The sequence below is a fragment of the Microcystis sp. CS-574 genome, from assembly GCF_028329095.1.
Lineage (GTDB): Bacteria > Cyanobacteriota > Cyanobacteriia > Cyanobacteriales > Microcystaceae > Microcystis > Microcystis ichthyoblabe_A.
This window is the reverse complement of the sequence record NZ_JAQMSY010000109.1, coordinates 1-24,188: the sequence shown is the minus strand read 5'-3', so window position 1 is coordinate 24,188 and position 24,188 is coordinate 1. Positions and strand designations below refer to the sequence as shown.

Sequence of the window (24,188 nt, the reverse complement as noted above, 5' to 3'; positions counted from 1 at the left end):
TTGTGAGGATACAGAAGGATTATAGGGCGATGCAGAAGAGTTGTAGGACAATACAGAAAGATTGTAGGACAATGCAGGACTTAAACGCTTTAATGGGGCGTAGTTGCGATTGGGTGCGGGTTTATTTGCACAATCCTAATTCTGGTGTCAGGGAGGAGGATAGGGGTTTGTGTGATGGGATTGGTGAGGAGAAGTGATAATATAGTTACATATTATGGAGATTTAGAGAAGAAAATGATCTTACTCAATTATTGTGAAAAAGCTTTACAAAAAGCACAATACAAAAGGCTAAATGACGGTACTTGGTTTGCTGAAATAGAAGGCTTTCAAGGCGTTTGGGGAAATGGATTGACCGTTGAAGAATGCCGTCAAGACTTACTAGAAGTTCTAGAAGAATGGATCATTTTAAAATTACAAGATGGCGACCCTTTACCTATCATAGATGGATTAGAAATTAAAGTTACAACAGTTGCAGAAGTTTAGTTATGCCATCAGCAATTTCTCGAAGAAAATTAATCAGAAAATTGAAAGCTTTAGGTTACACAGGGCCTTTTTCTGGTAGTAAACATCAATTTATGAAAAAGGGTCAACATAAAATTCGCATCCCTAACCCTCATGGAAATCAAGAAATCTCTACAGATTTAGTTAAGGAAATTCTCAAACAAGCGGGTATTAGTGATGAAGAATGGGACAACAGTTAAACAGTATTGGTTATATATTTAGGATTTGATCTTTATGATTCTTTTCATATCGCTTCCGCCGAATATGCTAGAATAGACGTATTGTTAACCACCGATGACAGATTACTGAGAAAAGCCATAAAATACAGTAAATTATTGCAAGTAAAATTAGCAGAATTAAATATCTTAACCAATTAAAAAAGCGAGAAAGTATTAGCAACCCTTCTCGCTTTATTATAACTAAACCAACGCCTCCACAGCTTGCGGAACTACTGCCGTCTCAGTTGTGGTATTTTCCCCTAGGTAAATTCCCAAAGAACGGGCTGTTTTGACGATAAAACCATCAGGATCCACGGGATAGGCACAGCGATGCTCTTGATGACATTGTTTGATAATTTTGATCACCGGTTTCAGGGGCAAACTACGCACTTGTCCCCCGCGCCAAATCACCACGCGATCGAGTTTTCCCTGTTCAATTAATTCTACGGCCTTAATGCCGAAAGCCGTGGCTAACAGTCGATCCATGGCCAAAGGAGGACGACTTCTTTGCAGGTGTCCCAAAGACATGGCCCGCACATCCATGGAATTGAGATAACAGAAGACGGGATCGGTAACGCACAAAGAGCGAGTTTTGTCAAATATTAATTTTTCTAAATAATCGGCAATATACTTCTCTTTTTGGTTATCTTCGTTTTTAACACCCTCAGAAATCACAATGAGAGCGAATTTACGACCTTGAGCGCGTAATTCTGCCAAATGACGACAACAACCGTCGATAATTGCGGGAGTGAGAGCCGGGGTTAATTCGGGAATAAAAATCGCATCGGCCCCCCCGGCAATCCCAGCATGAAGGGCTAAATGACCGGCATCTCTACCCATCACCTGCACAATCATCACCCTTTCGTGACTAGCGGCGGTAAAGGTGAGATCATACAAAGCTTGAGTGACGATATCCACGGCAGTGGTAAAACCGACGGACCATTCCGTATAGGGAACGTCATTATCGATGGTTTTGGGAACCGCGATAATATTCCAGTTGCCTTTCTGGGCGAGATCGTAGATGATATCGATGCTCCCATCGCCTCCAACGACGATCAGGGCATCTAATCCCAGCATTTCGTATCCTTGCAGGATTTTCGTGGCAATTTCTGGGTTTTCGGGATGTCCTTTGCTTAAAGAACCCAAAACACTACCACTAAGAAACTGCAAAACGTCTAATCCTTTCAAGACCCCGGGTAGGTTATAGCCATGCTGAGTCAGGATCAAATCTTCGGGGTGATATTTTCCCTCGGCAATCTGCATAAAACCGTCGGTCCCGTAGGGAATGCCGTACACATCCCAACCCTTGAGTTTTGATGATTTCACCACGGCACGAATTACCGCATTTAACCCCGGGCAATCGCCACCACTGGTCAGAATACCGATTTTTTTCTTTTGATTCTCGTTCATAGTTATATCCTCCTGGATTTTTTTGTCAGTTATCAGTTATCAGTGATCAGTGATCAGATGTAAGTTTTCAGTTTTCAGTTAAGTAGCTGGTTATAATTAAATTAAAAATCGATTTTAGGTTCGATCCCCCCTGCCCCCCTTGATAAGGGGGGTGCCGATCCCCCCTTAATCCCCCCTTGATAAGGGGGGTGCCGATCCCCCCTGCCCCCCTTGATAAGGGGGGTGTCTGATAATTTTTAACGCCTACCTACTTAAGTTTTCAGTTCACTGATTACTGATTACTGTTTACTGTTTACTGATTACTGATAACTGATTACTGATCACTGATCACTGAAAAAAGCTTCCCACTTTTATTTGCTGGTGGTTTGAAAACGTTTCCAAACAGGTTCGTAACTTTGCAGAGCTTTCATATACTGTACCCGTTCAAAAGCAGTCGGATCTGGGCAATTCATTTGACTCATACTGCCAATTAACTGCTCGATCGATTCGTACTCATTTTCTTCTAACCAATGCAATAAACCCTGTTCGATCTTGGTAATTTCCTCCAAACCGTGGCGTAATAAAACACTAACTAACATGGTCGCTTTTGCCCCCACCATCATCATTTTGATCACGTCGATGGCGTTATGAATGCCACTGGTAGCGGCAAAATCCGTCGGTACACGACCGTAAAGCATGGCAATCCAGCGCAGGGGTAAACGCATTGCTTGGGGATTACTGAGGATAATATTAGGGTGAACATCCAAGGTGTCTAAGTCGATATCCGGCTGATAGAAACGGTTAAATAATACCAACCCATCGGCCCCTGCTTCCGCTAATTGTTTAGCCATATTGGCCGTATTGCTAAAGTAGGGACTTAACTTCATCGAGACGGGAATTGATACCTCCGATTTGACAATTTTGAGGATATCAACATAGTTTTGTTCGACGTGATTTCCGGTTAATTCTAGGTCGTTGGGAACATAATAAACATTCAACTCCAAAGCATCAGCGCCCGCTTGTTGAATTTGAATGGCATACTCCAACCATCCCCCAGAGGTCTCACCGTTGAGACTGGCAATAATGGGAATATCGACCATTTCTTTGGCTTTGCGAATATGGTTGAGATATTCGTCGGAACCAACGTGAAAAACCTCCGGTTCGGGAAAATAAGTCAAAGCTTCCGCAAAACTCTCGGCTCCGTGGGTAAAATGATGGTGTAGAGCCAGTCTTTCGTGTTTAATCTGCTCCTCGAAAAAGGAGTGTAAAACCACGGCAGCGGCCCCAAAGTCTTCCATTCTCTTGATATTGTCGATATCCTCGCTCAAGGGTGCGGCCGCACCGATGACTAGCGGCGATCGCAATTGTAAACCCATGTAAGTAGTGTGTAGATTCATAACTATTCGTTGCTCCCTGTACCTTTTGCTGCTAAATACTGATACATTTGCCAGCGCGTATCCACATCTGCTTGTGCTTCTTTGAGCAGACGTTTAGCTTCCTCCGGCTTACTGGTGGCCAACATCTTAAAGCGATTCTCCGAGTAGAGAGTTTGCGCTACGGTAAGCTTAGGCGCACGGCTGTCCAATTGCAGGGGATTTTTGCCTTCTTTAGCTAAATCGGGATGATAACGGTACATTAACCAGCGACCGCTTTCCACCACTTCTTTTTGATGGTTCATGGCGGTGGTCATGTTGATCCCGTGAGCAATACAGTGAGAATAGGCGATAATTAACGATGGACCGTTATAAGCTTCCGCTTCTAGGAAAGCTTTGATAGTTTGCTCGTTTCTTGCCCCCATAGCCACGCTGGCCACATAGACGTTACCGTAGGTCATGGCCATTAAACCGAGGTCTTTTTTCGGTCCTGGTTTGCCACCAGAAGCAAATTTAGCTACGGCGGCGCGAGGAGTAGCTTTCGAGGCCTGGCCGCCCGTATTCGAGTAAACTTCCGTATCCATGACCAAAATATTCACATTGCGACCACTGGCTAAAACGTGATCTAAGCCACCATAACCGATGTCGTAGGCCCAACCGTCACCCCCGACAATCCAGACACTTTTCTTAACCAGATAATCAACCACAGATAACAACATTTTCACTTGCGTGGTCGGGGTTAATTGCCCTAAACGGGATTTTAGGGCCTCTACCCGTTGCCGTTGTTCGTAAATTTCCGCTTCATCCACTTGGTGACAATTGAGAATATCTGCCGCTAGACTTTCTCCGATTTCACTAGCGAGGTTTGCTAAGAGTTCGGCGGCAAATTCTGCCTGTTTATCGATGGAAACTCGGAATCCTAAGCCAAATTCGGCATTATCTTCAAAGAGGGAATTCGACCAGGCCGGACCGCGACCTTCGGCGTTAACTGCCCAGGGCGTTGTCGGTAAATTACCTCCGTAGATAGATGAACAACCGGTAGCATTAGCCACTATCATGCGATCGCCAAATAGCTGACTGACTAATTTAACGTAGGGAGTCTCACCACAACCGGCACAAGCGCCGGAAAACTCAAAGAGAGGTTCCTGCATTTGCTGATGGTTAATTTTATTGAGATTTAGGCTTAATCGGTCTGGATTAGGCAAATTAAGGAAGAAATCCCAGTTAACTCGTTCCTGTTCTCGCAGGGGCAATTGGGGAGCCATATTAATCGCTCTTAGACGCGGTTGCGATTTGTTTTTAGCGGGGCAAACATCAACGCAGATACCGCAACCGGTACAATCTTCGGCGGCCACTTGGATGGTGAATTTTAGCCCTTTCCAGTCGTGATCCTTGGCATTAGCGACTTTAAAAGTTTCCGGGGCCGTGGCTAATTCGGCCTCATCATAAACTTTCGAGCGAATAACGGCGTGGGGACAAACAAGAACGCATTTACCGCACTGAACACAGACATCCGCATCCCAAACGGGGATTTCTTGGGCAATATTGCGTTTTTCCCATTGGCTAGTGGCGGTGGGGTAAGTACCATCGTTGGGAAGGGAGCTAACGGGCAATTCATCCCCGTGACGGGCGATAATTTTGCCGAGGACTTCTTGGACGAAAGTGGGTGCGTTGTTGGGAATCGGTGGTCTTAATTCAAAAGCTTCAGGGGTAACAGTGGCGGGAATTGAGACTTGATAGAGGTGTTCTAGGGCAGAATCCACGGCTTTAATGTTCATCTGCACGATTTCTTCGCCTTTCTTGCCGTAGGTCTTGCGGATGGCTTTTTTAATTTGGGCGATTGCGTCTTCCCGCGACAAAACCCCCGCTAGGGCAAAGAAACACACCTGCATCACGGTATTAATCCGACTGCCCATCCCCGCTTCTTTGGCTACTTGAGTGGCATTAATCGTATAAACTTGCAGATTTTTATCGATGATAGTTTGCTGGAGATGGCGGGGTAAGTGACTAAACACCTCCTCCGGTGGATAGGGACTATTGAGGAGAAAAATTGAGTTCGATTTAGCGGTTTCTAGCAGGTCAAATTGTTCGATAAATTCCCACTGATGACAGGCGATAAAGTTAGCATCGGTGATTAAATAGGTAGAGCGAATCGGATGGGGGCCAAAGCGTAGGTGAGAAACGGTGACAGACCCAGATTTTTTGGAATCATAGACGAAATAACCCTGGGCATAATTATCAGTATCTTCACCGATAATTTTAATTGAATTTTTGTTAGCTCCCACCGTACCATCGGAACCTAAACCGTAGAAAACCGCCCGCACTACTTCGTCCGGTTCGGTGGAAAAACTGCGGTCATATTCCAGACTGGAAAAGGTAAGATCGTCAACGATACCAATAGTGAAGTGATTTTTCGGTTTGTCGAGACTTAAGTTATCAAATATGCCAGCAATCATGGCTGGAGTAAATTCTTTGGAAGATAAACCGTAGCGTCCTCCCACAATTTTCGGCAGCTTGCCTTCGTAGTTTTCCATAAAGGCATTTACCACGTCTAAATATAGCGGATCGCCCCCGGCACCGGGTTCTTTACAGCGATCTAAAACGGCTATTTTTTTCACTGTGGTGGGCAAAGCTGCCAGTAATTTGTCGGCGGCAAAGGGACGATAGAGACGAACTTTTAAAACCCCAACTTTAGCCCCATTTTGATTGAGATAATCCACGGTTTCATGGACGGTTTCCCCTCCCGATCCCATTAACATAATCACTCTTTCGGCATCGGGCGCACCGTGGTATTCATAGAGATGGTATTGCCGTCCTGTTAATTGGGCAAAACGATCCATAATTTTTTGAGTGATATCGGGACAAGCATGATAGAAAGGATTGACGCTTTCCCTTGCCTGGAAATAAACATCGGGATTTTGTGCCGTGCCTCGTAACACCGGTCGATCGGGAGTTAAAGCTCTTTGACGATGGGCAATAATTAGGTCTTCATCGATCAGTTCTTTGAGAATTTCATCGCTAATTAATTCGACTTTTTGCACCTCATGACTGGTACGAAAACCATCAAAAAAGTGCAGAAAAGGAAGCCGCGTTTCTAGGGTGGTAGCTGTGGCAATAGCCGCCAGATCTTGAGCTTCTTGAACGGAATTAGCCGCTAACATAGCCCAACCCGTACTTCTGGCAGACATGACATCACTATGATCCCCAAAAATTGACAACCCTTGGGCTGCTAAAGCACGGGCTGCCACATGGACTACTGAAGAGGTTAATTCCCCCGCAATTTTGTAGAAGTTGGGGAGCATTAATAATAATCCCTGGGAGGAAGTGAAAGTAGTAGTTAAAGAGCCTGTTTGTAGCGCTCCGTGCAGGGTTCCCGCTGCCCCACCTTCGCTCTGCATTTCGATTACGGAAGGAATGGTTCCCCAGAGATTAGCTCTCCGTTCGGCTGCCCAACTATCGGACCATTCACCCATAGGCGAGGAGGGAGTGATAGGATAAATAGCGATCACTTCACTGAGACGATAGGCAACGCGTGCAACAGCTTCGTTACCGTCTATGGTTGCATAGGTTTTTGTGGTCATGTGTTCCCCTTAGTTTTTACGATATTTGTCGGGATTTTAAGTTTTTTTACGGCTCAATTTCGCACTAAATATCCTCTCGTTTCCCTGACAACCGAAGGATTTTCTTGAGCGTCGCTTTTGACTCCCTATCTACTATTGGACGCTTACGGCAGACAGGCTTAAGTAGAGCGATTTTTCTGTCTCCACCTCGATCATTATCCAGATTCTGGGCTTTCTAGCAATTCGTTATTTTTTCTTAATACGCTGCTGAGTTTGCCAGCAACCGACCCTGGGATTAATTAATATTCAGAATTGAGATAAAAATTAATGATACTTTTAAAAAAAAAGTGCTAGGTCAGAAGATAAGCTGTTGACTATCTAAATTACTCGTTAAGACTGTCTATGAGCAGGGAGAAGGAATTATGAATTATTATTAGGGTTTGCGGCAAAAAGTTTTTCCTGGGGGCAGGGTGTGGGGTGTGGGGTGTGGGGTGTGGGGTGTCGGAAGAATAAATAGAAATAATCTCGGTTCTTCGGTTTGTGTTATGTAATGGACGGGGGTTATAAGAGATGGAACCCTTATAGAGAAAGACATTGGACGATTTTTGTCAATTGTTTTTGATCTAGAGCGAGCTAATCAGTTAAATCTTTTGCCAGATAAGGATTTAGTCGATTTATGCCCCCCTATCGAACCATAACAAGTAACGAAGAGCCATAATCTCCTGTCTCGGAGTCTCCTAACCAAGCACGACAATTTTTGATTTTCGCAAGAGATCTAGGGCTGGCTGAATAATGGTAAAACCCTTTTAAAATAAAGCTTTTGACCTGTTAAAGTCCGATGTTAGTGCAAGCAAATAGGATTGGGACTTTCAAAAACCTTGCATTATCCTTCTTGTAGTACATCGCTTGGTACAAAAAACCAGGGCAACAAAGCCTGAAACGACCGGCTCCTGACTCCTGACTCGGAGACTCCTGACTCCTACCCCCAGGAAAAACTTTTTCAGCAGACCCGATCTAATAATCAGTTGATTTAGTCAGCCGATGAAGTTAAGATGTACTAGGTTGAACACAAATGAACTAAAGTACAAATTATCTTAACCCAAGGATAGGAAAATAGATCATGACTAACCTCGAATCCCTTACTCAAGCGCAACAGGAGTTGTACGACTGGCTAATTGAGTACATTCGCACTACTCAGCACGCCCCTTCCATCCGGCAAATGATGCGAGCGATGAATTTACGCTCTCCCGCACCGATTCAAAGCCGTTTAGAACGTTTACGCGCCAAAGGCTATATTGATTGGACAGAAGGAAAAGCACGCACCCTGCGGATTCTCAAACAACCAGTACAAGGTTTACCGGTTCTGGGTGCGATCGCTGCTGGTGGTTTAGTGGAACCCTTCACCGATGTGGAAGAAAAACTCGATCTTTCTAACCTGTTGCAACGCAGTCAAGACTGTTATGCTCTCCGCGTTTCCGGAGACAGTATGATCGAGGATCATATTGCTGATGGGGATCTGGTGATTATGCGTTCTCTCACAGGCAATGAAGGGGTGTCCAATGGGGAAATCGTCGCCGCTAGAGTCGAAGGCCACGGTACTACTTTAAAACGTTTCTACCAAGAAGGCGAAATCATCACTCTCCAACCCTCCAATCAAAAATATCAACCAATTACAGCCAATACTGAACAAGTACAGGTGCAAGGGGTTTTGGTTGGTGTTTGGCGCGGTTATTAGCCAAAACTGGGGCGCACTTAAGCGCCCCGATCATTTTTCCTCTCCTTGGCTTCTGGAAAAGAATCGGGTTGGCAAACTAGGATAATATAAGGGTTTTAGCCTATCCCGCACTCAGGTGTTTTAACTTTTATGCCCAAAAAACAGAAGTATCCCCATCTCTTGGGGTCAAAATGGACGGCAAAACAAAAAACATGGGGCTGGCGACATTTTCAAGTGGTCAATCGTCAAAATCGCGGTCAATGGGTTTTTGCCGAATTAGTCGCTTCCTGCGATCCGACCGTCCGCTTCTGGATTAATGCTAAACAGTTGCAAGACGCGAATCTCTGGCAATCCGGTTGGCAAACCCTAACGGAAATGAACCAACCGGACAGCATCGACGAGATTATTGTTAATTAAGTAGGTAGGCGTTAAAAATTATCAGATGCCCCCCTTATTAAGGGGGATCCCCCCGCCTATCGGCACCCCCCTTATCAAGGGGGGCAGGGGGGATCGAACCTAAAATCAATTTTTAATTTAATTATAACCAGCTACTTAAATGCAGTACAGCCTATTACTGTTCCATAAAAGTCCGCACCGTACCATCAGAACCAAGCACCAGACGCAATTGGGGATTACCGGGGACATCGAGGGGAGACACGAAAGGTTGATTGAGCAGGGGCATATTAGTGCGATCGAGATAGATTTTCGCCGCCTGTCCCAGGGGAATAATCTGTTTTAGGGAACCATCCTGATTTAAGACCAAACGGTACTCTAGAGTATGCTTGAGACTTTCCGGGGGTTGCCAACGGGACTGAAAATATTCTCTGGTTTCTGCTACTTGGGGAATGGTATCTAGTAAGTTCGTCTCTGGGGCTTTAGCGGTGCTTGTGGGCGGTTTGGGGTCTAAATTGACATTTTCGGGGTTAATAGGGCTTATAGGCGGTAAATTGGGCAATTTTGGCGTTGCTGGAGTCGGATTCATCGTGGTGGGGGGAAGATTTGCCAGTGCATTTGTACCCTGAGCGCCAGTGACGGGGGGGGCAGTAATCGGGATGTTCTGATTATTCGGTTCAATTACGATCGCCGTGCCGCCGGGAAGCGAACCCGTGACTGGTGGCGGCGGTAAAGTGGGCGGCGGAATCACTAGGGGGACGCTAGAGGGGCGAACTGGGGCTGGAACGGTTCCCACGGGGGGCGGTGGCGGTAAAGGGGTTTTATTGCCCAAATTTGCCGGTAACTGCGGGTTTGGGGCGGCCGTTCCCGTGGGGGGTAAAGGCAGCGTTGGCAAGGGTTGGGGAATCTTGGCGTTATTGGGATCGCTGGTTAAATCATTGTTGACCACTTCTTGCCGTTGATAAAATGCGATCGCTATTCCCCCGATAGTTATTAGGGCTGAGGCGATTAATCCCGTCCAGATAAGGGCATTTTTTCGAGTTTTCTGGCGAATTAATGGGGGTATTAGGGGGCTTTCATGGTTATATTCCCCTAAAGCATTGGCTAGGTCGAATAATTGCGATGTGGTTAATTCAATCTCCTGTTTATCCTGATCGGTTAGCAGGGAACCTAAAAATAATTGATGCTGCAGAAGTCCCTGACAACGGAGAGAGGGTAAGGAGGGGAGATGGCTTTCGGGGGAACCACTAGCCACGAAAGAGAGGGTAGAAACGGGACTAGAGAGTAAATTCTGCACATAATTAGCGACAATTTCCCCTAGGAGTTGTAATTGTGTGCGATCGCCTTTGATCGTCACCTGTTTTTCCTCACTCAATCTAGGATCATCAAAACGCAATTGAAAGTGGGCATCGTTTAAGACATTTTTACCCAGCCAAACCGCTAGAGGCGAACTATTTCCCCAAATTTCTAGGGTACAGGTGGGGGGTGTATATTTGCGAATTAGATTACTCATTTTTAGTTATCGGTGGGAATTATGAATTATGAATTATGAATTATGAACTGGGAAGCTTTTTTTCAGTGTTGCCAAAGGCACGGCGTAGCCGTCCAGTAAACAGTAAACAGTAATCAGTGAACTGAAAACTTACATCTGATAACTGATAACTGATAACTGATAGGCTTTTTACTTTTTACTTGCCAAAAGGGTGTGCCAGAGAAGGAGATGACTGCGGGGGCTGCTGTAGAACAATAAATCGATTAATAATTTCCAAGCTAGGGAAGTTAGGCTAGAATCAATGAGATTATTTTCCGATATTTCTGGGTATTTTAAGCGAAAATTATCAATATAATTGCCCAAAAGTGTGGTTTTAACTGGTTCTTCTCCTTGAGTTCCCACTTGTTCCAAGAGAATTACAGCGCGACGGATTAACTCTTGCTTTTTTTGGGCCAAATGACAGAGGAGGAGAACTAGAGAACGGATGTCCGCGAGGGAAAGTTTTGACTGGGGTTGCCAGTGGTGGGCAACTAGGCGATCGCTTGTATCTGCATCTAAGGCTAATTCTTGGGCTGCTTGGGTGATAGACTCGGAGTCTAAATTAGCTAGAGAGACTAAAGCCGCCAAAATCAGGTTTAAATAGCTATTAATATTCTCTAACTGCTCGTTACTGGGTGAGATAGCTAGGGGTAAATCCTCACCCGTGGAGGACTCGGCAGACTGAGGCATAGTCAAGGACATAGATAAAAGGAATTGCCAGGAGAAAAACTTGGGTTTAGGAGAAAAAATCACTGGTTCTAAAGTGTCATAATAATTGAGATTGTTCTTTTCTTGCACGTCCGCTCACCGATTGCCTCCTACCCAATGAGTTTAGAATCCGCTACCGATGAAGTCATTAAGCAAAATTTAGAACAATTTCTAATTGTTTTGTCCGTTTCCCTGAGTGTGGCCACGGTTTCGAGGATTTTTAGCTGGTTTCGCCAAATTCCTTACACCCTATTGTTAGTGATAGTCGGTTTAGGTTTAGCTTTCATCGATATCCGTCTGGTGAACCTATCCCCCGAACTGATTCTAGAAATTTTTCTGCCCCCTTTGCTATTTGAAGCCGCTTGGAATACACGCTGGCGAGATCTGAAGGATAATTGGATTCCCGTCAGTCTTTTCGCTATTGTCGGCGTAATTATCTCGATTTTCGGGGTTGGTTTTACCCTAGATGAATTGACCAATTTACCCCTATTTACGGCATTATTAGTGGGTGCGAGCCTTTCTTCTACGGATCCCGTCGCTGTTGTCGCTCTTTTTCGCGAATTGGGGGCCAGTAAAAAACTCACCGTGCTTTTGGAAGGGGAAAGCTTATTTAATGATGGGGTCGCTGTGGTCGCTTTCGCTCTTTTGGTGGAAATTCCCCTCGGTGCTAGTGGTCTATCCTTAGAGACAACCATTAGCCGGATTGCCGCTTTTATCGGTATCGGGGTGGCAGTGGGTTGTTTAGTGGGTTTTGGTATTTCCTATCTGACTCAACGTCTCGATTTACCCCTAGTGGAACAGTCTTTAACTCTTGTGTCCGCCTACGGTGCTTATTTATTAACCGAGGAGTTCGGGGGTTCGGGGGTAATCGGAGTGGTGACTACGGGGATTATTTTGGGTAATTTTGGCTCTAGAATCAGCATGAGTCCCCGTACCCGCCTATTAGTCACGGAATTCTGGGAGTTTCTCGCTTTTTTTGTCAATTCGATCGTTTTTCTCCTCATCGGCGATCAGATCCGTCTCTCCAGTTTAGCCGATAATCTCAATTTAATTTTTATCACGATCGCTGCCGTAGTGGCGGCCCGTTTTCTGGCTACCTTTGCCTTGGCAACTGTTAGTAATGCCTTGATGGAAACTAAAATTAATTGGCGGGAAAAAACGGTTTTATGGTGGGGAGGTTTGCGCGGTTCCGTTTCTATTGCCCTAGCTTTAAGTGTGCCGGTTATTTTTCCTAATCGTCAGGATATCATCGATATCGTCTTCGGAGTTGTTCTCTTTACCCTGTTGGTTCAGGGATTAACTATTCAAACTTTCCTATCGAGATTAGACTTGATCGGTGATCAACCAATTCGAGAAAACTATGCGGAACTTTTAGCCCGACGGGTAGCTTTAAAAAGAGTTTTAGACTATCTTTCTAAGTTAGATAAATCTCCCGATGTTGCCCCCGAATTTTTTAGTTATGAGCAGCATCTCGTCAAAGAAAAGTTAAAGACCGTAGAAGCGGAAATACAATCTCTCAACGATAGTTATCCCCAATTACAACTATTAACAATGGAACAACTTCGGGAAACCCTCCTAGATATCGAAGCTGATACCTACGCTGAATTTATTCGAGCCGGCCGTTTAACTAGCAATTTATCCCCCGTCCTCCAAGAAATTCTCGCTGAAAGTAAAATTACTGAACAGTAGGACTATTTTGGGGTATATACCTGAACTTTCCCCGTATAAATATACGGCTCATCTGAGTTCAGTATGCTCAAGATCGAAGACAAATTTCTCAAACAGTTTTCACACAACTATTTTGGCTCTTGATAACCGTCCTGTTGGATTTTAGGCTCTGTAATCTTGGGCAAGAGAGGGATTGAGTTTTTATAAATTTATAGATAACCTACTAAACTAGGATGAGCCCATTGGTATGGGAGACGATAGTTTCGATCGATACCGACTCCACAGACTATCTTGGCTTATCCTTTACTAAAGTTCTTCAGCCAAAGCTAAGACACGCTGATATAGCTGGGAACTGACACGAAAACCAGCTTGGCTAATCAAGGCATCCATAACAGGTTGAACTTGAGGGATGAGGCTTCTTTGTTTGGCAACCAGCAGAATGCCCAGAATACCAATGATAGACAGCCCTAGCCGCAGGGCTTCTTGCCGCCCCAAGCGTTCATCGATGAGCAGATCATCAGCTTGCAGATCAAGTGCCAAGGCTATGGCATTCGCTTCTCCAGCATCCAATCCTCGTTCTTGCTGAAGCTGGTTAGCGAGTTCGGAGTTGGTGAGGGGTTGGGGTTGAATCCAGCCGACTTGGAGAATGGCTGGAATGAGGGGATTGCTTGCGGCTGCTAGTTCCCTAGCAACAACGTCTGGAATAATAACGGTTTGGTAAATTGACTCTAGCAACCAGAGATGATCGATAATCGCCAGATTGGCAAGGGCAGAGGTATCGCTGACGACGATCATAGCCAGCCTCGATCGCGCAGATGTTGAACATCCTGCTCAAAGTCTTCTACATCGTAGTGAACACAAATATCGCGCTCTGCCAACAGTTTTTGAAAGTCCATGACTTCCATCCCGGCAATTTTACTGGCGCGACTGAGGGAAATCCGCTCTTGCTGAAACAGCGCAATGGCAATCTCCCGGAGCCAATCGCCTTGGTTAAAAGTTTCGCCTTGGCTGAGGTTATCCGGTAGGTTCAGGGTAATTTGCATTGAGACATCCTCACGCACTAATACTTATTATTTTCTCTAGCCTGCCATATCTCAGTTAAAGCTTTGGCTCTTCTGGTTTCTGTGTGGAAACGAGGTCTATACTGATAGAATATCCGTCAAAATAGTGCTGAAAGTCTTGTCCGATCAGCATTTCACGATTCCATAAGCAAAAATTATCAGACAAAATCGAGAAGAGCCATTAATTCTGTCGGGGTACTTAGAAAGGAATATCGTCTAAATTTTCCTCCACCGATGTGTCGCTAGGTTGCCAAGCGGAAGGATTAGAAAGTTCATAGGATGCGTCGTATTCAAAGTCCCCGGGGGAGACAGGTGCGACGGGTTTTTCCACCGGGGTTTTATTCGATTTGTGGGTATTGATTGGCACGACTTTTTCCGGAGTCGGGGCTGCCATTTCACCGCTACTCACGCTACCGTCAAGATGATAAAGATGACTAATGACTAATTCGGCCCGTTTTTCCTTAAAACCTTCGGGACGATCGATCGTCTGCATCGAGAGACGACCTTCTAAAATTACCCGATCGCCTTCATTATAGTTCTGAGCGACTTCTGAGGCTAAATTTCCCCAAGCTACGGCCCTTAAATTAGCTGGGGTTGCCTCGGCACGATTGGGGGAAAACTCGACTAACATTTGAGCGTAGGGAGTTTGATTATCTTGGGTATAACGTAATTCGGGACGACGGACAATTTTAGCCATTAAAATGCAACTGTTCATGGTCGAAAATCAGTCTGAATTTTTCTAATAGCACCATTGTACTGAAAAAGTACAATGATCACCACTGGGGAGGTTAGGGAATTTTATGGGACTCTGGTTAAGAAAAAATCTCTTTAACACTTGGTACAACGTCATCTTAACCCTTGCGGGTCTATTTCTCAGCCTCTGGGGTGGCTTAAGTTTTCTCGATTGGTCGATAAATCGGGCAAAATGGGCTGTAGTGACGGAAAATCTCGGTTTATTCGTAGTCGGTCGTTATCCAGAACAGTCAATATGGCGAATTTGGCTGATTTTAACGATAATTGCGGCTTTATCGCTGTTTTCTTGGCAATTAAACCGGGGTCGCTTCCCCAATTGCCCCGCTTTTCTCCAACGCTGGTGGGGATTGCTCTGGTTATTGACTTTACCTTTAATTGCTTGGTTGCTATTGGGGGGATTATTTTTAAAGGCAATTCCCCTCGATGATCTCAGTGGTTTAATCTTAACTTTATTAGTAGCGATCGCCAGTATGATTTTATCTTTTCCCTTGGGGGTATTATTGGCCCTGGGGAGACAGAGTGAATTACCGGCAATTCGTTGGCTATCTATTGGCTATATCGAATTATTGCGCGGTTTACCTTTGTTGGGAATTTTATTCATGGCTCAGGTGATGTTACCTTTAATTTTACCCGCCGGGACCAGACCAGAACGGGTGATCAGAGCGATCGCCGGATTTACCCTTTTTGCAGCAGCCTATCTGGCCGAAAATGTCCGGGGTGGTTTACAAGCGATTCCCAAAGGTCAAATTGAAGCGGCCAGGGCTTTGGGTTTAAAACCGATTTTCGTTTTATTATTGATCGTTCTACCCCAAGCTTTAAAAGCGGTCATTCCCGCTATTGTTGGTCAATTTATCAGTTTATTTAAGGATACTTCTCTACTGGCGATCGTGGGACTGGTGGACCTCTTGGGTATGGCAGGCTCGGTTTTAGCTAATCCGAAATTTATCGGCGATTATCCAGAGGTTTATCTATTTTTGGCGTTTATTTACTGGATTTTCTGTTATTCTATGTCCCTAGCCAGTCGTAGGTTAGAACAGCGTTGATTGGGGTGATGGGGTGTGGGGTGTCGGAAGAATAAATAGAAATAATCTCCTGTCTCCCGTCTCCTGTCTCCTGATGACTGGCTACTAACCCCACCAACAGACTTATTCAGCACACCCTACCTGGCTTTTTGTCATAAATATTGATATGATTTAACAATCAGCAGCAATTTATGGTAAATATATTTATTTAGGAGAGCGAGAAAATGGCTGGATTCTTTGGCCTGTTTGGCAATAAGACGAAATACGTCGATGAACCGATGGATATGAGCGCACCGGAACCGAAAGAGGCTTTTTACTTGGAACCCGATGACGCTAAAACTCTCGGTAATATCGACTTTATGCGGACACCGATCACGATCCGACGTACTTTCCCGAAAACTGCCTCGAATAAAAAGGGTGGCGAATCGATTAAACAGATTTCTTCTATGGAAGTCAGCAAAGTCACCGATAACGGTATTGTGGCAAAATCGGCTACTTCCGAGGCTAATAGTAAGGCTAACGCTGCTAATGATAACGTTCGTCGCGCTAACGATGACAATATCAATCCTTTCCTGAAAATGGCCCGCGAAATCAAGAAATAGTATAGGGTTTGCTGAATAAATCTAAAAACCTTGTTGGGTAAAACTTTTAGACCTTTTGGCCATCAAAAAGTAATGGATCTGGGAGTGATCGAGGGAAAAATCCCTGGACTTTTTCCCTGAAAATTAGGTAATTGACCCCCTCAAAATCGGTAAAACCCCACACCCCACACCCTACACCCTGCCCCCAGGAAAAACTTTTTCAGCAAACCCTAGTATAGTAAGGTGAGCATTGGCTACCCTTGAGATTAAACTTTGGTGGGGAAAGCCCACCTTTTTTATGACCATTATTAACGGAAAAACCAAGTTATTAGGCGTAATCGGCGATCCCATCGGCCATACTCTTTCTCCCCCCATGCACAATGCCGCTATCGATGCCTTGGGGCTAAATTATGTTTATCTTCCCCTCCCGATCGCGTCGGAAAATTTAACAACGGCGATCGCTGGCTTGTCCGCCATCGATCTACAGGGTTTTAGCGTCACAATTCCCCATAAATTAGCAATTATTCCCTTATTATCGCAAATTACGGAGAAAGCAAGGCTAGTGGGCGCAGTTAATACCGTCTGGCGCACGGAAACCGGCTGGCAGGGAACGAATACCGATGTGGATGGCTTTCTCGCACCCTTGAAATCCCTTGACAAAGATTGGAGTCAGGTGAATCCAGTTATTTTAGGCAATGGCGGCGCTGCCCGGGCGGTAGTGGTGGCTTGCGCCCAGTTGGGCTGTGGCGAAATTCATGTGGTAGGACGCAATCAAAAGAAATTAGATCCTTTTAAAGAAAGTTGGGCGAATACCAGCCTCTATGACCTCCTAGAAGTGCATAGCTGGGACGAATTAGAGGGGCTGCTATGCACCACAGAACTCCTGATTAATTCTACCCCCATCGGAATGTCTCCCCAGGGCGAACAATCCCCAGTTGAGTTAGAATTATTAGACCTTTTACCACCATCTGCGATCGCCTACGATCTGATTTATAATCCCCGGCCGACCAAATTTCTCCGGTTGGCCCAGACTAGAGGGATAAGAATTATTGATGGGTTAGAAATGTTAGTTAATCAGGGAGCGATCGCACTAGAAATCTGGTTAGGTCAACCCGTCCCCGTCTCGGTCATGAGGGAAGCTTTGTTAAAACAATTCTAAATGCTAAAATCCTATTTCTGGCTTGATTTATGACCCCTTCTAGCTCCTTTTGGAAAACTCTGAATAACTCGATTTTGGTGCGCTATCTATTATTATTTGGCTGTGGCTGGAGTCTGATTGTCTTAATTAACTATTTCTACGGGACGATCGCTATTTTTACTGGTTCAGCAATCCTGGCTGCCCTATTAAATTATCCTGTGGTTTGGTTATCCCGTTATCTACCGAGAGGATTAGCCATTGCTATTACCACCTTAGTAGCTTTTATCCTCCTATTTAGATTAGTCACAGGCATAGGGTTAGAAGCAATTAGTCAGGGGAAAGGACTACTATTCAATCTTACCGATGCCCTGGGTCAACAAGATTTTTTACCCTTTCAAGACTTTCTCGATCGATTAGATTGGAATAAAATGGTGGGAACCCTACAAACTGGTTTAGCCACAGGTTTATCGGTCGTACAAGGAGTTTTTTCCAGTGTCTTTACCGGCGTTTTCGGGGCGGTGATCAGTGTTTATATGCTCATCGACGGTGATAAACTCTGGCGAAGTTTTTTGCAACTTCTCCCCCTAGCATACCGGGAGCGTTTTGCCAAGTCTTTTCGACAAAGTTTTCTGGGATTTATTCGCGGGCAACTGTTATTAATGCTCTTTTTATCGGTGACGAGTTTCTTAAGTTTTTCCCTATTGGGAATTCAATATGGGCTAATTTTAGCGGGTATTCTTGGTGTTATCGATGCTATCCCGGGTATCGGGGCAACCCTGGGCATTTTGTTGGTAACTATCTTGACTTTTACCTCCCAAGGACTAACAATTGCCGTTAAAGCTTTTATTGTCTGTGTTGTCTTGGTACAAATTCAAGATAATATTATTCGCCCTAAAGTTATGGGCAATGCCCTAGAATTAAACCCAGTAATTTTGTTTTTATCCCTCTTTATCGGCGAAAGAATTGCGGGATTATTAGGTATTTTTCTCTCCATTCCTATCGCGGGGATGATTGCGATCTGGATCAGTTACGGGGAAGAAAAACCAATAACAGATTTAGAGGAAAATCAGTTAGGAGAAAGTCAAGAGAATTAAGAGCCGATACCCAGTTTCTACTATACAATTAGGGAAATTTGTTATCTACAAAACTCGATCGCTACTCATGGAAAACCTAGATTTAAAGAAATCCTCGCCCCTCTTACTTATCTCACCGTTTTTTCTCTGGGGAACAGCGATGGTAGCGATGAAGGGTGTTATCCCCCACACCACCCCCCTATTTATGGCGGCAATTCGCCTTGTTCCCGCCGGAATGTTAGTTTTAATGGTAGCTTGGTTTTTAGGTCGTCCTCAGCCCAAAACCCTGCAAGCATGGTTATGGATTGCCCTTTTTGCTCTCATGGATGCCACTCTTTTTCAAGGTTTTCTGGCATTGGGGTTAAATCGCACCGGGGCGGGGTTAGGATCGGTAATTATTGACTCCCAACCCCTAGCGGTGGCTTTAATGTCCAGTTGGCTATTTAAAGAAGTTATCGGTGTCTGGGGATGGTTAGGATTGGGTTTAGGGATTGGGGGAATTAGTTTAATCGGCTTGCCCGATCAATGGTTTTATGACTTTTTTGGACAAAAAGCGGTAAATATTGACTTTAGCTGGCAGGAATTACTAAATAGCGGCGAAATGCTGATGCTTTTGGCTTCCCTATCCATGGCGGTGGGAACAGTGTTAATCCGGTTTGTCTGTCGTCATGCGGATCCCGTCAGCGCCACCGGATGGCACATGATTTTAGGAGGATTGCCGCTATTTTTAGCTTCAGGTTTCACCGAATCCCATCAATGGCAAAATGTAGATTTAAATGGTTGGTTAGCTTTAAGTTATGCCACGATTTTTGGTAGTGCGATCGCATATGGAATATTCTTTTATTTAGCCGCCAAAGGCAATTTAACCAGTTTAAGTTCTTTGACTTTTTTAACTCCGGTTTTTGCCCTCACTTTCGGGAATTTATTCCTCGGTGAGATGTTAAGTGTATTGCAATGGGCGGGGGTATCTTTAACCCTTGTTAGTATTTATTTAATCAATCAAAGGGAAAAAATATCCCCACAAGTGCGGGCAATTTTTGCTAATCTTTCCTCACTTATACCCAAAAGCAACTAACTCAATCTTGAGATAATACAGTTAGTTTTTCTCCCGATGGATCGTATTTAAAAAAGGCTTCTACGCCATAACCGCAGCGATCGCTATTATGGCAGAAAGCGGCGACTAAACTACCGCGACGAAAACAACCAATTTGACAGTAAACCTCGTCTGGTTGCAGACAGGCAACGGCTAGATTGAGCAGGGGAAAGAGATTGCGATCAGGATAAGAGGCGGTTTTTTCGCTTAAAAGGGTTAATTGCTCGGAAATAGGCGACATTAAAGCCGATCCCCAATCCTGATACTGTTGGGGCAGTTTTTCTAAGAATTTCTGTAAATCCATACCTTAGCTCTTGCAAAAGTGACGATCGTCACCCCTTAATCATAGATCGTTATCTTCGGGATGAAGTCACTGCCTTAATTGTGGAAGAGTGCTAATCTAACTATTAGCCTATTAGCACAAGTAGAGGAGCTTCTAATATGCCCTACAAATGCTTCCAGATCAAATTTTGGGGAGTACGGGGGAGCATTCCCTGTCCAGGTTCGGAAACCGTTCGTTATGGTGGTAATACTTCCTGTGTGGAGATGCAAGTCGGTAGAGAAAGATTAATTTTTGACGGTGGTACAGGGTTACACATCCTAGGACAGTCTTTGATGGCAGAAAGTCCAGCGAAAGCCCATTTATTTTTCAGCCACTCCCATTGGGATCATATTCAAGGTTTTCCTTTTTTTACCCCTGCTTTTATCAGGGGCAATACTTTTAAAATCTATGGGGTTCCCTCTCCCCAAGGGGCAACCTTAAAGCAAAGATTACACGATCAGATGTCACACCCTAATTTTCCCGTGCCTTTGCAGATTATGCGGGCTGATTTAGAATTTTATAATCTAGAAATGGGCGAAACCCTCCACTATGGCGATGTCAGCGTCGAAACCCGTCCTTTAAATCATCCAGGGGAAGCGGTGGGTTATCGGGTAAATTGGCAGGGTTTATCGGCAGCATATATTACCGATACCGAACATTTTCCTGATCGCCTTGATGATAACGTTCTGGCTTTGGCCTGGCAAGCGGATGTGATGATTATTGATGCTACCTACACCGATGAGGAATACAACGATCCTAAGTATTCTAAGGTGGGTTGGGGCCATTCCACTTGGCAGCAGGCAGTCAAAATCGCTCAAGCAGCGCAAGTTAAGCAGTTAGTTCTATTTCATCACGATCCCGCCCATAATGACGATTTTCTCGATCGCATTGGGGAACAGGTAAGAAAGATTCTGCCTCAAACTATTCTCGCCCAGGAAGGACTCTCGATCAAATTACGACCGGAAGGTTCTCGGATAGATGAAGCGTAACCTAAGTCACTGTTCCCCACCATGAAGATGACTGCTGTAGATGGTCAACAGCTTATCCCCGTGAGCGGAGATAGGATAGAATGATATAACTTCATCTGGGATTTTCTCTGGTGCTATATTATAAAAATGTCCAATCAATCCTCACCTAACTCCACAGAAATACAAGCAATTTTTGATCAGATCGCTCCCGAATATGACCGCCTTAATCAAGAATTAAGTTTAGGATTACACCGCGTCTGGAAATTAATGACAGTCAAATGGTGTCAACCCAAAAAAGGGGATTTTGCCCTCGATATCTGTTGTGGTAGCGGCGACCTGACTAACCTATTATCAAAACAAGTGGGTAAAACCGGCCAAGTGATCGGACTAGATTTTTCCCCACAACAATTAAAAATCGCCCGTCAACGTTTTAGCGCCACTAATATTAACTGGATGGAGGGGGATGCCCTTAATTTACCCTTTGCCGATTCTAGCTTTGATTGTGCCACTATTGGCTATGGATTACGCAATGTGGTCGATATTGCCCAATGTTTGGGGGAATTATACCGAGTCCTCAAACCGGGTGCTAAAGCGGCGATTCTGGACTTCCATCAACCCACCCAAACCATCGCCAAACTATTCCAAAACTGGTATCTCGATCATATCGTCGTTCCCGCTGCCGAGCGTTACGGTTTAACTGACCAGTACGCTTATATTAGTCCCAGTATCGATCGCTTTCCCCAGGGCCCAGAACAGGTAAAATTAGGCTATCAGTCGGGATTTTCCAGCGCTGTTCACTATCCACTCCTAGCAGGACTGATGGGAGTGTTAGTCTTGAAGAAATAACCTACTGACATTTCCGTTTATTTTTTGCTGCTAAATTGAATCTCCCTACTCTTTGGACATGGATATTACCGCCGATCGCGGGGGCAATTATTGGCTATTTTACGAACGATGTAGCCATAAAAATGCTATTTCGTCCCTACAAGGCGATTTATATCGGTAAGCGTCCTCTTCCCTTCACTCCGGGGTTAATTCCTCGCAATCAAGATCGATTAGCTGTCCGGGTATCGGATACTATCATGGGTTCCCTGTTAACCCCCGAAGAACTACAAAAACTGGCTAAACGACTCCTCGACACCGAAAGGGTACAGGGGGCGATACTCTGGCTGTTACAATTAGCTTTAAAACAAATAAAAGGCGATCGGCAAGCAAAAACCGCCGAGATTTTGGCGGCGATTCTTCACGATTTATTCGGGGAATCTTTAGCGAAATTACTAAAAGTTTTAGCCCGACGGCAGGATTTTTTAGAAAAACAGATCAATCAAATTTTTGATCGCCTAGTCTTGGAATTTTCTCTCAGTGAACAACAGGCGCGACAATTCTCCGATTGGCTATTAGAAACTGTCCTACCTGCTGATGTTATCCGTCTAGCTTTAATCGATTTTTTAACCGATCGCAATATTCAAGTTATCGATGAAGGATTTCGGGAAAAAACCAGTGGAACCTATTGGGTAGTAGCCAATTTATTCGGTTTACGCAATGCCCTGGCCCGCTTACGCACTTTTTGCCTTGATGAAAAGGATTTAGCTAATACCAGAATCAAAGAATTATTACTATCTTTAGAGATGCGTAATCGTCTGAAAAACTGGTTACAAGGTATCTCTTTGCAAAATTTACCTATCTCCACCGTCAGACAATTGCGTAAAACCACTAGGGATACGGTGCGAATTTATATTCAAGAAAGTGGCGAACAATTTCTGCAAGATTTTGGACAAACGATCGACTGGGATCAAATCGCTAATTTAATTATTAATCGTCTGCAATCTTCGGAGTCAATGACTACATCATTAGGGGTAATTAGTCAAGAGTTAGCGTTAATTTTAGAGCGTTATCTAGAGGAAGATTTAGAAAAATTAGTCGCCCAAATTATCCCGATTCTCAACATCGATCAAGTGATCCGCGATCGGGTAAATGCTACTTCCCCTGCTGATCTGGAAAATGCCATCCAAGGCATTGTTAAACAGGAATTACAGGGAATTGTTAATCTTGGTGGTATTCTCGGTCTTCTAGTTGGACTAATGCAAACAGTTATTTTAATCGCACAGAATAGAGGGTAATAATTGGTGGGTTAAACTAAGTTAACCCACCGGAATCATCCCGTTTATTTTTAAGGTAAAATCAAAAAACTTCCCTGACAGAAAAGAGTTTGATCGTCGAGAATAAAAGATTTAATCTCCACATCTTTGCCTAAATCGACGGTAAAGGGTTGCAAATCAACAGATAAATCTGGGGCTAAACCTTGCCATTGTCGGGGAATAATCCCTAAAGTGCGGGCATCTTCTAGGGCAATATCAGCACTAAAAATTACTTCCGCACCCGTTTCTCTATGGCCGAGAAGACAGAAATAACCCTGATTTAAGAGAACATTTTTCCAGTTAAAACGCTGTTGTGAGATAATTTCTCTGGCGTTAACAACTCCGTTATTTTCTAGGGAAAAAATTAGTAAATCGGCAAAAGCATTAACCAAAATAGTCGAGGCGATCGAATTATTTAAATCCTGCTCGTTAATTTCCACCTCACCGCTAACCCGAATAGGTTCCAAAATTTTTAGGGGTTTCCCTCGCAAAACCTGCCCGATATTAAGACGAATATTTTCCCCTCTTAATTGCGCTTTACCTAGATGTAAACCTTGATAAATCGCTTTTCCTACGGCTAAAAATACCCCGGGGATATAACCGCGCAAAATTTGCCGATCATGACCTTGCAGCTGCATTTCTAAATCTTCTATCTGTTCTACTTGCGTTCTTAAGAACAGACGTACTGCTGGCGGCAAAACCTTACTAATAATCTCACTTTGAGTATTGACCCACATAAACGTTATCTCACTCACTCCACAATGTTTCTAATTGTAACAGAGCTAGATCGATCGAACCATGAGGGGCTGCCGTCAGATATCATACTAAATCCGTTGAGTAGAGGCGAGTTATGAGGAGAGGCAAAAGGCAAAAGGCAAAAGGGAATAAATAATCAGTTTTTAACTAGGTAGGCGTTAAAAATTATCAGATGCCCCCCTTATCAAGGGGGGAAGGGGGGATCGGCACCCCCCTTATCAAGGGGGG

At 44.4% G+C, this 24,188-nt stretch carries 24 protein-coding genes; 14 read left to right on the top strand and 10 right to left on the bottom strand.

The window, feature by feature from the left end:
• Window positions 1-174: 174 nt before the first annotated feature.
• The 3 genes from PN470_RS08810 to PN470_RS08800 are packed head-to-tail and all read left to right on the top strand — an operon-like array spanning window position 175 to window position 878.
• Window positions 175-483 carry a type II toxin-antitoxin system HicB family antitoxin gene (locus PN470_RS08810; RefSeq protein ID WP_002754318.1) on the top strand — a complete coding sequence of 103 codons (309 nt, stop codon included), beginning with the start codon at window positions 175-177 and terminating at the stop codon, window positions 481-483.
• Between the two features lie 2 nt (window positions 484-485).
• A complete protein-coding gene (locus PN470_RS08805) occupies window positions 486-701 on the top strand; it encodes a type II toxin-antitoxin system HicA family toxin (protein WP_002738249.1) in 216 nt (71 codons plus the stop codon).
• A gap of 6 nt (window positions 702-707) precedes the next feature.
• Entirely contained in the window at window positions 708-878 is a 171-nt protein-coding gene (locus tag PN470_RS08800; RefSeq protein ID WP_190359085.1) for a hypothetical protein, read from the top strand.
• Window positions 879-920: 42 nt separating this feature from the next.
• Here PN470_RS08800 and PN470_RS08795 read toward each other — a convergent pair whose 3' ends face one another.
• The 3 genes from PN470_RS08795 to nifJ form a co-directional block, all read right to left on the bottom strand.
• Window positions 921-2,129, bottom strand: coding sequence for an ATP-dependent 6-phosphofructokinase (locus PN470_RS08795; RefSeq protein WP_130757588.1), 1,209 nt, complete (start codon window positions 2,127-2,129; stop codon window positions 921-923).
• A 350-nt stretch (window positions 2,130-2,479) separates the two neighbouring features.
• Window positions 2,480-3,505 (bottom strand): dihydroorotate dehydrogenase-like protein, encoded by a 1,026-nt coding sequence (locus tag PN470_RS08790; protein WP_002775854.1) that lies wholly within the window; start codon window positions 3,503-3,505, stop codon window positions 2,480-2,482.
• Between the two features lie 2 nt (window positions 3,506-3,507).
• A complete protein-coding gene (gene nifJ / locus PN470_RS08785; RefSeq protein ID WP_272104326.1) occupies window positions 3,508-7,062 on the bottom strand; it encodes a pyruvate:ferredoxin (flavodoxin) oxidoreductase in 3,555 nt (1,184 codons plus the stop codon).
• A gap of 1,099 nt (window positions 7,063-8,161) precedes the next feature.
• Between nifJ and lexA the strand changes: the two genes are divergently transcribed.
• Complete coding sequence (lexA, locus tag PN470_RS08780) at window positions 8,162-8,776, top strand: transcriptional repressor LexA (protein WP_002737392.1); 615 nt, start codon at window positions 8,162-8,164, stop codon at window positions 8,774-8,776.
• Between the two features lie 129 nt (window positions 8,777-8,905).
• Window positions 8,906-9,172, top strand: coding sequence for a TIGR02450 family Trp-rich protein (locus PN470_RS08775; RefSeq protein WP_016515581.1), 267 nt, complete (start codon window positions 8,906-8,908; stop codon window positions 9,170-9,172).
• Between the two features lie 154 nt (window positions 9,173-9,326).
• Here PN470_RS08775 and PN470_RS08770 read toward each other — a convergent pair whose 3' ends face one another.
• The gene (locus PN470_RS08770) at window positions 9,327-10,661 is read right to left on the bottom strand and encodes a DUF4335 domain-containing protein (RefSeq protein ID WP_272104324.1); all 1,335 of its coding nucleotides are present in this window, start codon (window positions 10,659-10,661) and stop codon (window positions 9,327-9,329) included.
• 168 nt (window positions 10,662-10,829) lie between these two features.
• Entirely contained in the window at window positions 10,830-11,369 is a 540-nt protein-coding gene (locus tag PN470_RS08765; RefSeq protein ID WP_271935893.1) for a DUF3038 domain-containing protein, read from the bottom strand.
• Window positions 11,370-11,504: 135 nt separating this feature from the next.
• Here PN470_RS08765 and PN470_RS08760 point away from each other — a divergent pair, with 135 nt between their 5' ends.
• Window positions 11,505-13,076, top strand: a complete 1,572-nt coding sequence (locus PN470_RS08760; protein WP_193960760.1) for a Na+/H+ antiporter — start codon at window positions 11,505-11,507, stop codon at window positions 13,074-13,076.
• 285 nt (window positions 13,077-13,361) lie between these two features.
• Here PN470_RS08760 and PN470_RS08755 read toward each other — a convergent pair whose 3' ends face one another.
• The 3 genes from PN470_RS08755 to PN470_RS08745 form a co-directional block, all read right to left on the bottom strand.
• Window positions 13,362-13,850: a DUF3368 domain-containing protein gene (locus PN470_RS08755; protein WP_272104319.1), complete on the bottom strand. Its 489-nt coding sequence runs from the start codon at window positions 13,848-13,850 to the stop codon at window positions 13,362-13,364.
• On the bottom strand, window positions 13,847-14,098 hold the full coding sequence (locus PN470_RS08750; RefSeq protein WP_103111663.1) for a UPF0175 family protein: 252 nt from the start codon (window positions 14,096-14,098) through the stop codon (window positions 13,847-13,849). Before PN470_RS08750 ends, PN470_RS08755 begins: the two co-directional genes overlap by 4 nt.
• Window positions 14,099-14,315: 217 nt before the next feature.
• Window positions 14,316-14,831, bottom strand: coding sequence for a single-stranded DNA-binding protein (locus PN470_RS08745; protein WP_002775865.1), 516 nt, complete (start codon window positions 14,829-14,831; stop codon window positions 14,316-14,318).
• 85 nt (window positions 14,832-14,916) lie between these two features.
• Here PN470_RS08745 and PN470_RS08740 point away from each other — a divergent pair, with 85 nt between their 5' ends.
• The 5 genes from PN470_RS08740 to PN470_RS08720 all read left to right on the top strand — a co-directional run bounded on the left by PN470_RS08740 (window position 14,917) and on the right by PN470_RS08720 (window position 19,758).
• Window positions 14,917-15,912 carry an amino acid ABC transporter permease gene (locus PN470_RS08740; RefSeq protein WP_002736134.1) on the top strand — a complete coding sequence of 332 codons (996 nt, stop codon included), beginning with the start codon at window positions 14,917-14,919 and terminating at the stop codon, window positions 15,910-15,912.
• Window positions 15,913-16,115: 203 nt separating this feature from the next.
• Window positions 16,116-16,493 carry a hypothetical protein gene (locus tag PN470_RS08735; protein WP_002754350.1) on the top strand — a complete coding sequence of 126 codons (378 nt, stop codon included), beginning with the start codon at window positions 16,116-16,118 and terminating at the stop codon, window positions 16,491-16,493.
• Between the two features lie 277 nt (window positions 16,494-16,770).
• Window positions 16,771-17,631 carry a shikimate dehydrogenase gene (locus PN470_RS08730; RefSeq protein ID WP_150975304.1) on the top strand — a complete coding sequence of 287 codons (861 nt, stop codon included), beginning with the start codon at window positions 16,771-16,773 and terminating at the stop codon, window positions 17,629-17,631.
• 29 nt (window positions 17,632-17,660) lie between these two features.
• Window positions 17,661-18,704: an AI-2E family transporter gene (locus tag PN470_RS08725; RefSeq protein ID WP_271935890.1), complete on the top strand. Its 1,044-nt coding sequence runs from the start codon at window positions 17,661-17,663 to the stop codon at window positions 18,702-18,704.
• A 67-nt stretch (window positions 18,705-18,771) separates the two neighbouring features.
• A complete protein-coding gene (locus PN470_RS08720) occupies window positions 18,772-19,758 on the top strand; it encodes a DMT family transporter (protein ID WP_002775874.1) in 987 nt (328 codons plus the stop codon).
• Between the two features lies 1 nt (window position 19,759).
• Here PN470_RS08720 and PN470_RS08715 read toward each other — a convergent pair whose 3' ends face one another.
• Window positions 19,760-20,080: a hypothetical protein gene (locus tag PN470_RS08715; RefSeq protein WP_002792430.1), complete on the bottom strand. Its 321-nt coding sequence runs from the start codon at window positions 20,078-20,080 to the stop codon at window positions 19,760-19,762.
• 137 nt (window positions 20,081-20,217) lie between these two features.
• On the opposite strand from PN470_RS08715, the gene PN470_RS08710 reads away from it, so the two are divergent.
• From PN470_RS08710 to PN470_RS08700, 3 genes are all read left to right on the top strand, one after another.
• Window positions 20,218-21,087, top strand: a complete 870-nt coding sequence (locus PN470_RS08710) for an MBL fold metallo-hydrolase (RefSeq protein ID WP_272104315.1) — start codon at window positions 20,218-20,220, stop codon at window positions 21,085-21,087.
• Between the two features lie 126 nt (window positions 21,088-21,213).
• Window positions 21,214-21,912 carry a bifunctional demethylmenaquinone methyltransferase/2-methoxy-6-polyprenyl-1,4-benzoquinol methylase UbiE gene (gene ubiE / locus PN470_RS08705; RefSeq protein ID WP_272104314.1) on the top strand — a complete coding sequence of 233 codons (699 nt, stop codon included), beginning with the start codon at window positions 21,214-21,216 and terminating at the stop codon, window positions 21,910-21,912.
• Window positions 21,913-21,947: 35 nt separating this feature from the next.
• Window positions 21,948-23,186 (top strand): DUF445 domain-containing protein, encoded by a 1,239-nt coding sequence (locus PN470_RS08700; protein WP_043997320.1) that lies wholly within the window; start codon window positions 21,948-21,950, stop codon window positions 23,184-23,186.
• Between the two features lie 50 nt (window positions 23,187-23,236).
• Here PN470_RS08700 and PN470_RS08695 read toward each other — a convergent pair whose 3' ends face one another.
• Window positions 23,237-23,941 carry an LmeA family phospholipid-binding protein gene (locus tag PN470_RS08695; RefSeq protein ID WP_272104311.1) on the bottom strand — a complete coding sequence of 235 codons (705 nt, stop codon included), beginning with the start codon at window positions 23,939-23,941 and terminating at the stop codon, window positions 23,237-23,239.
• Window positions 23,942-24,188: the final 247 nt, after the last annotated feature.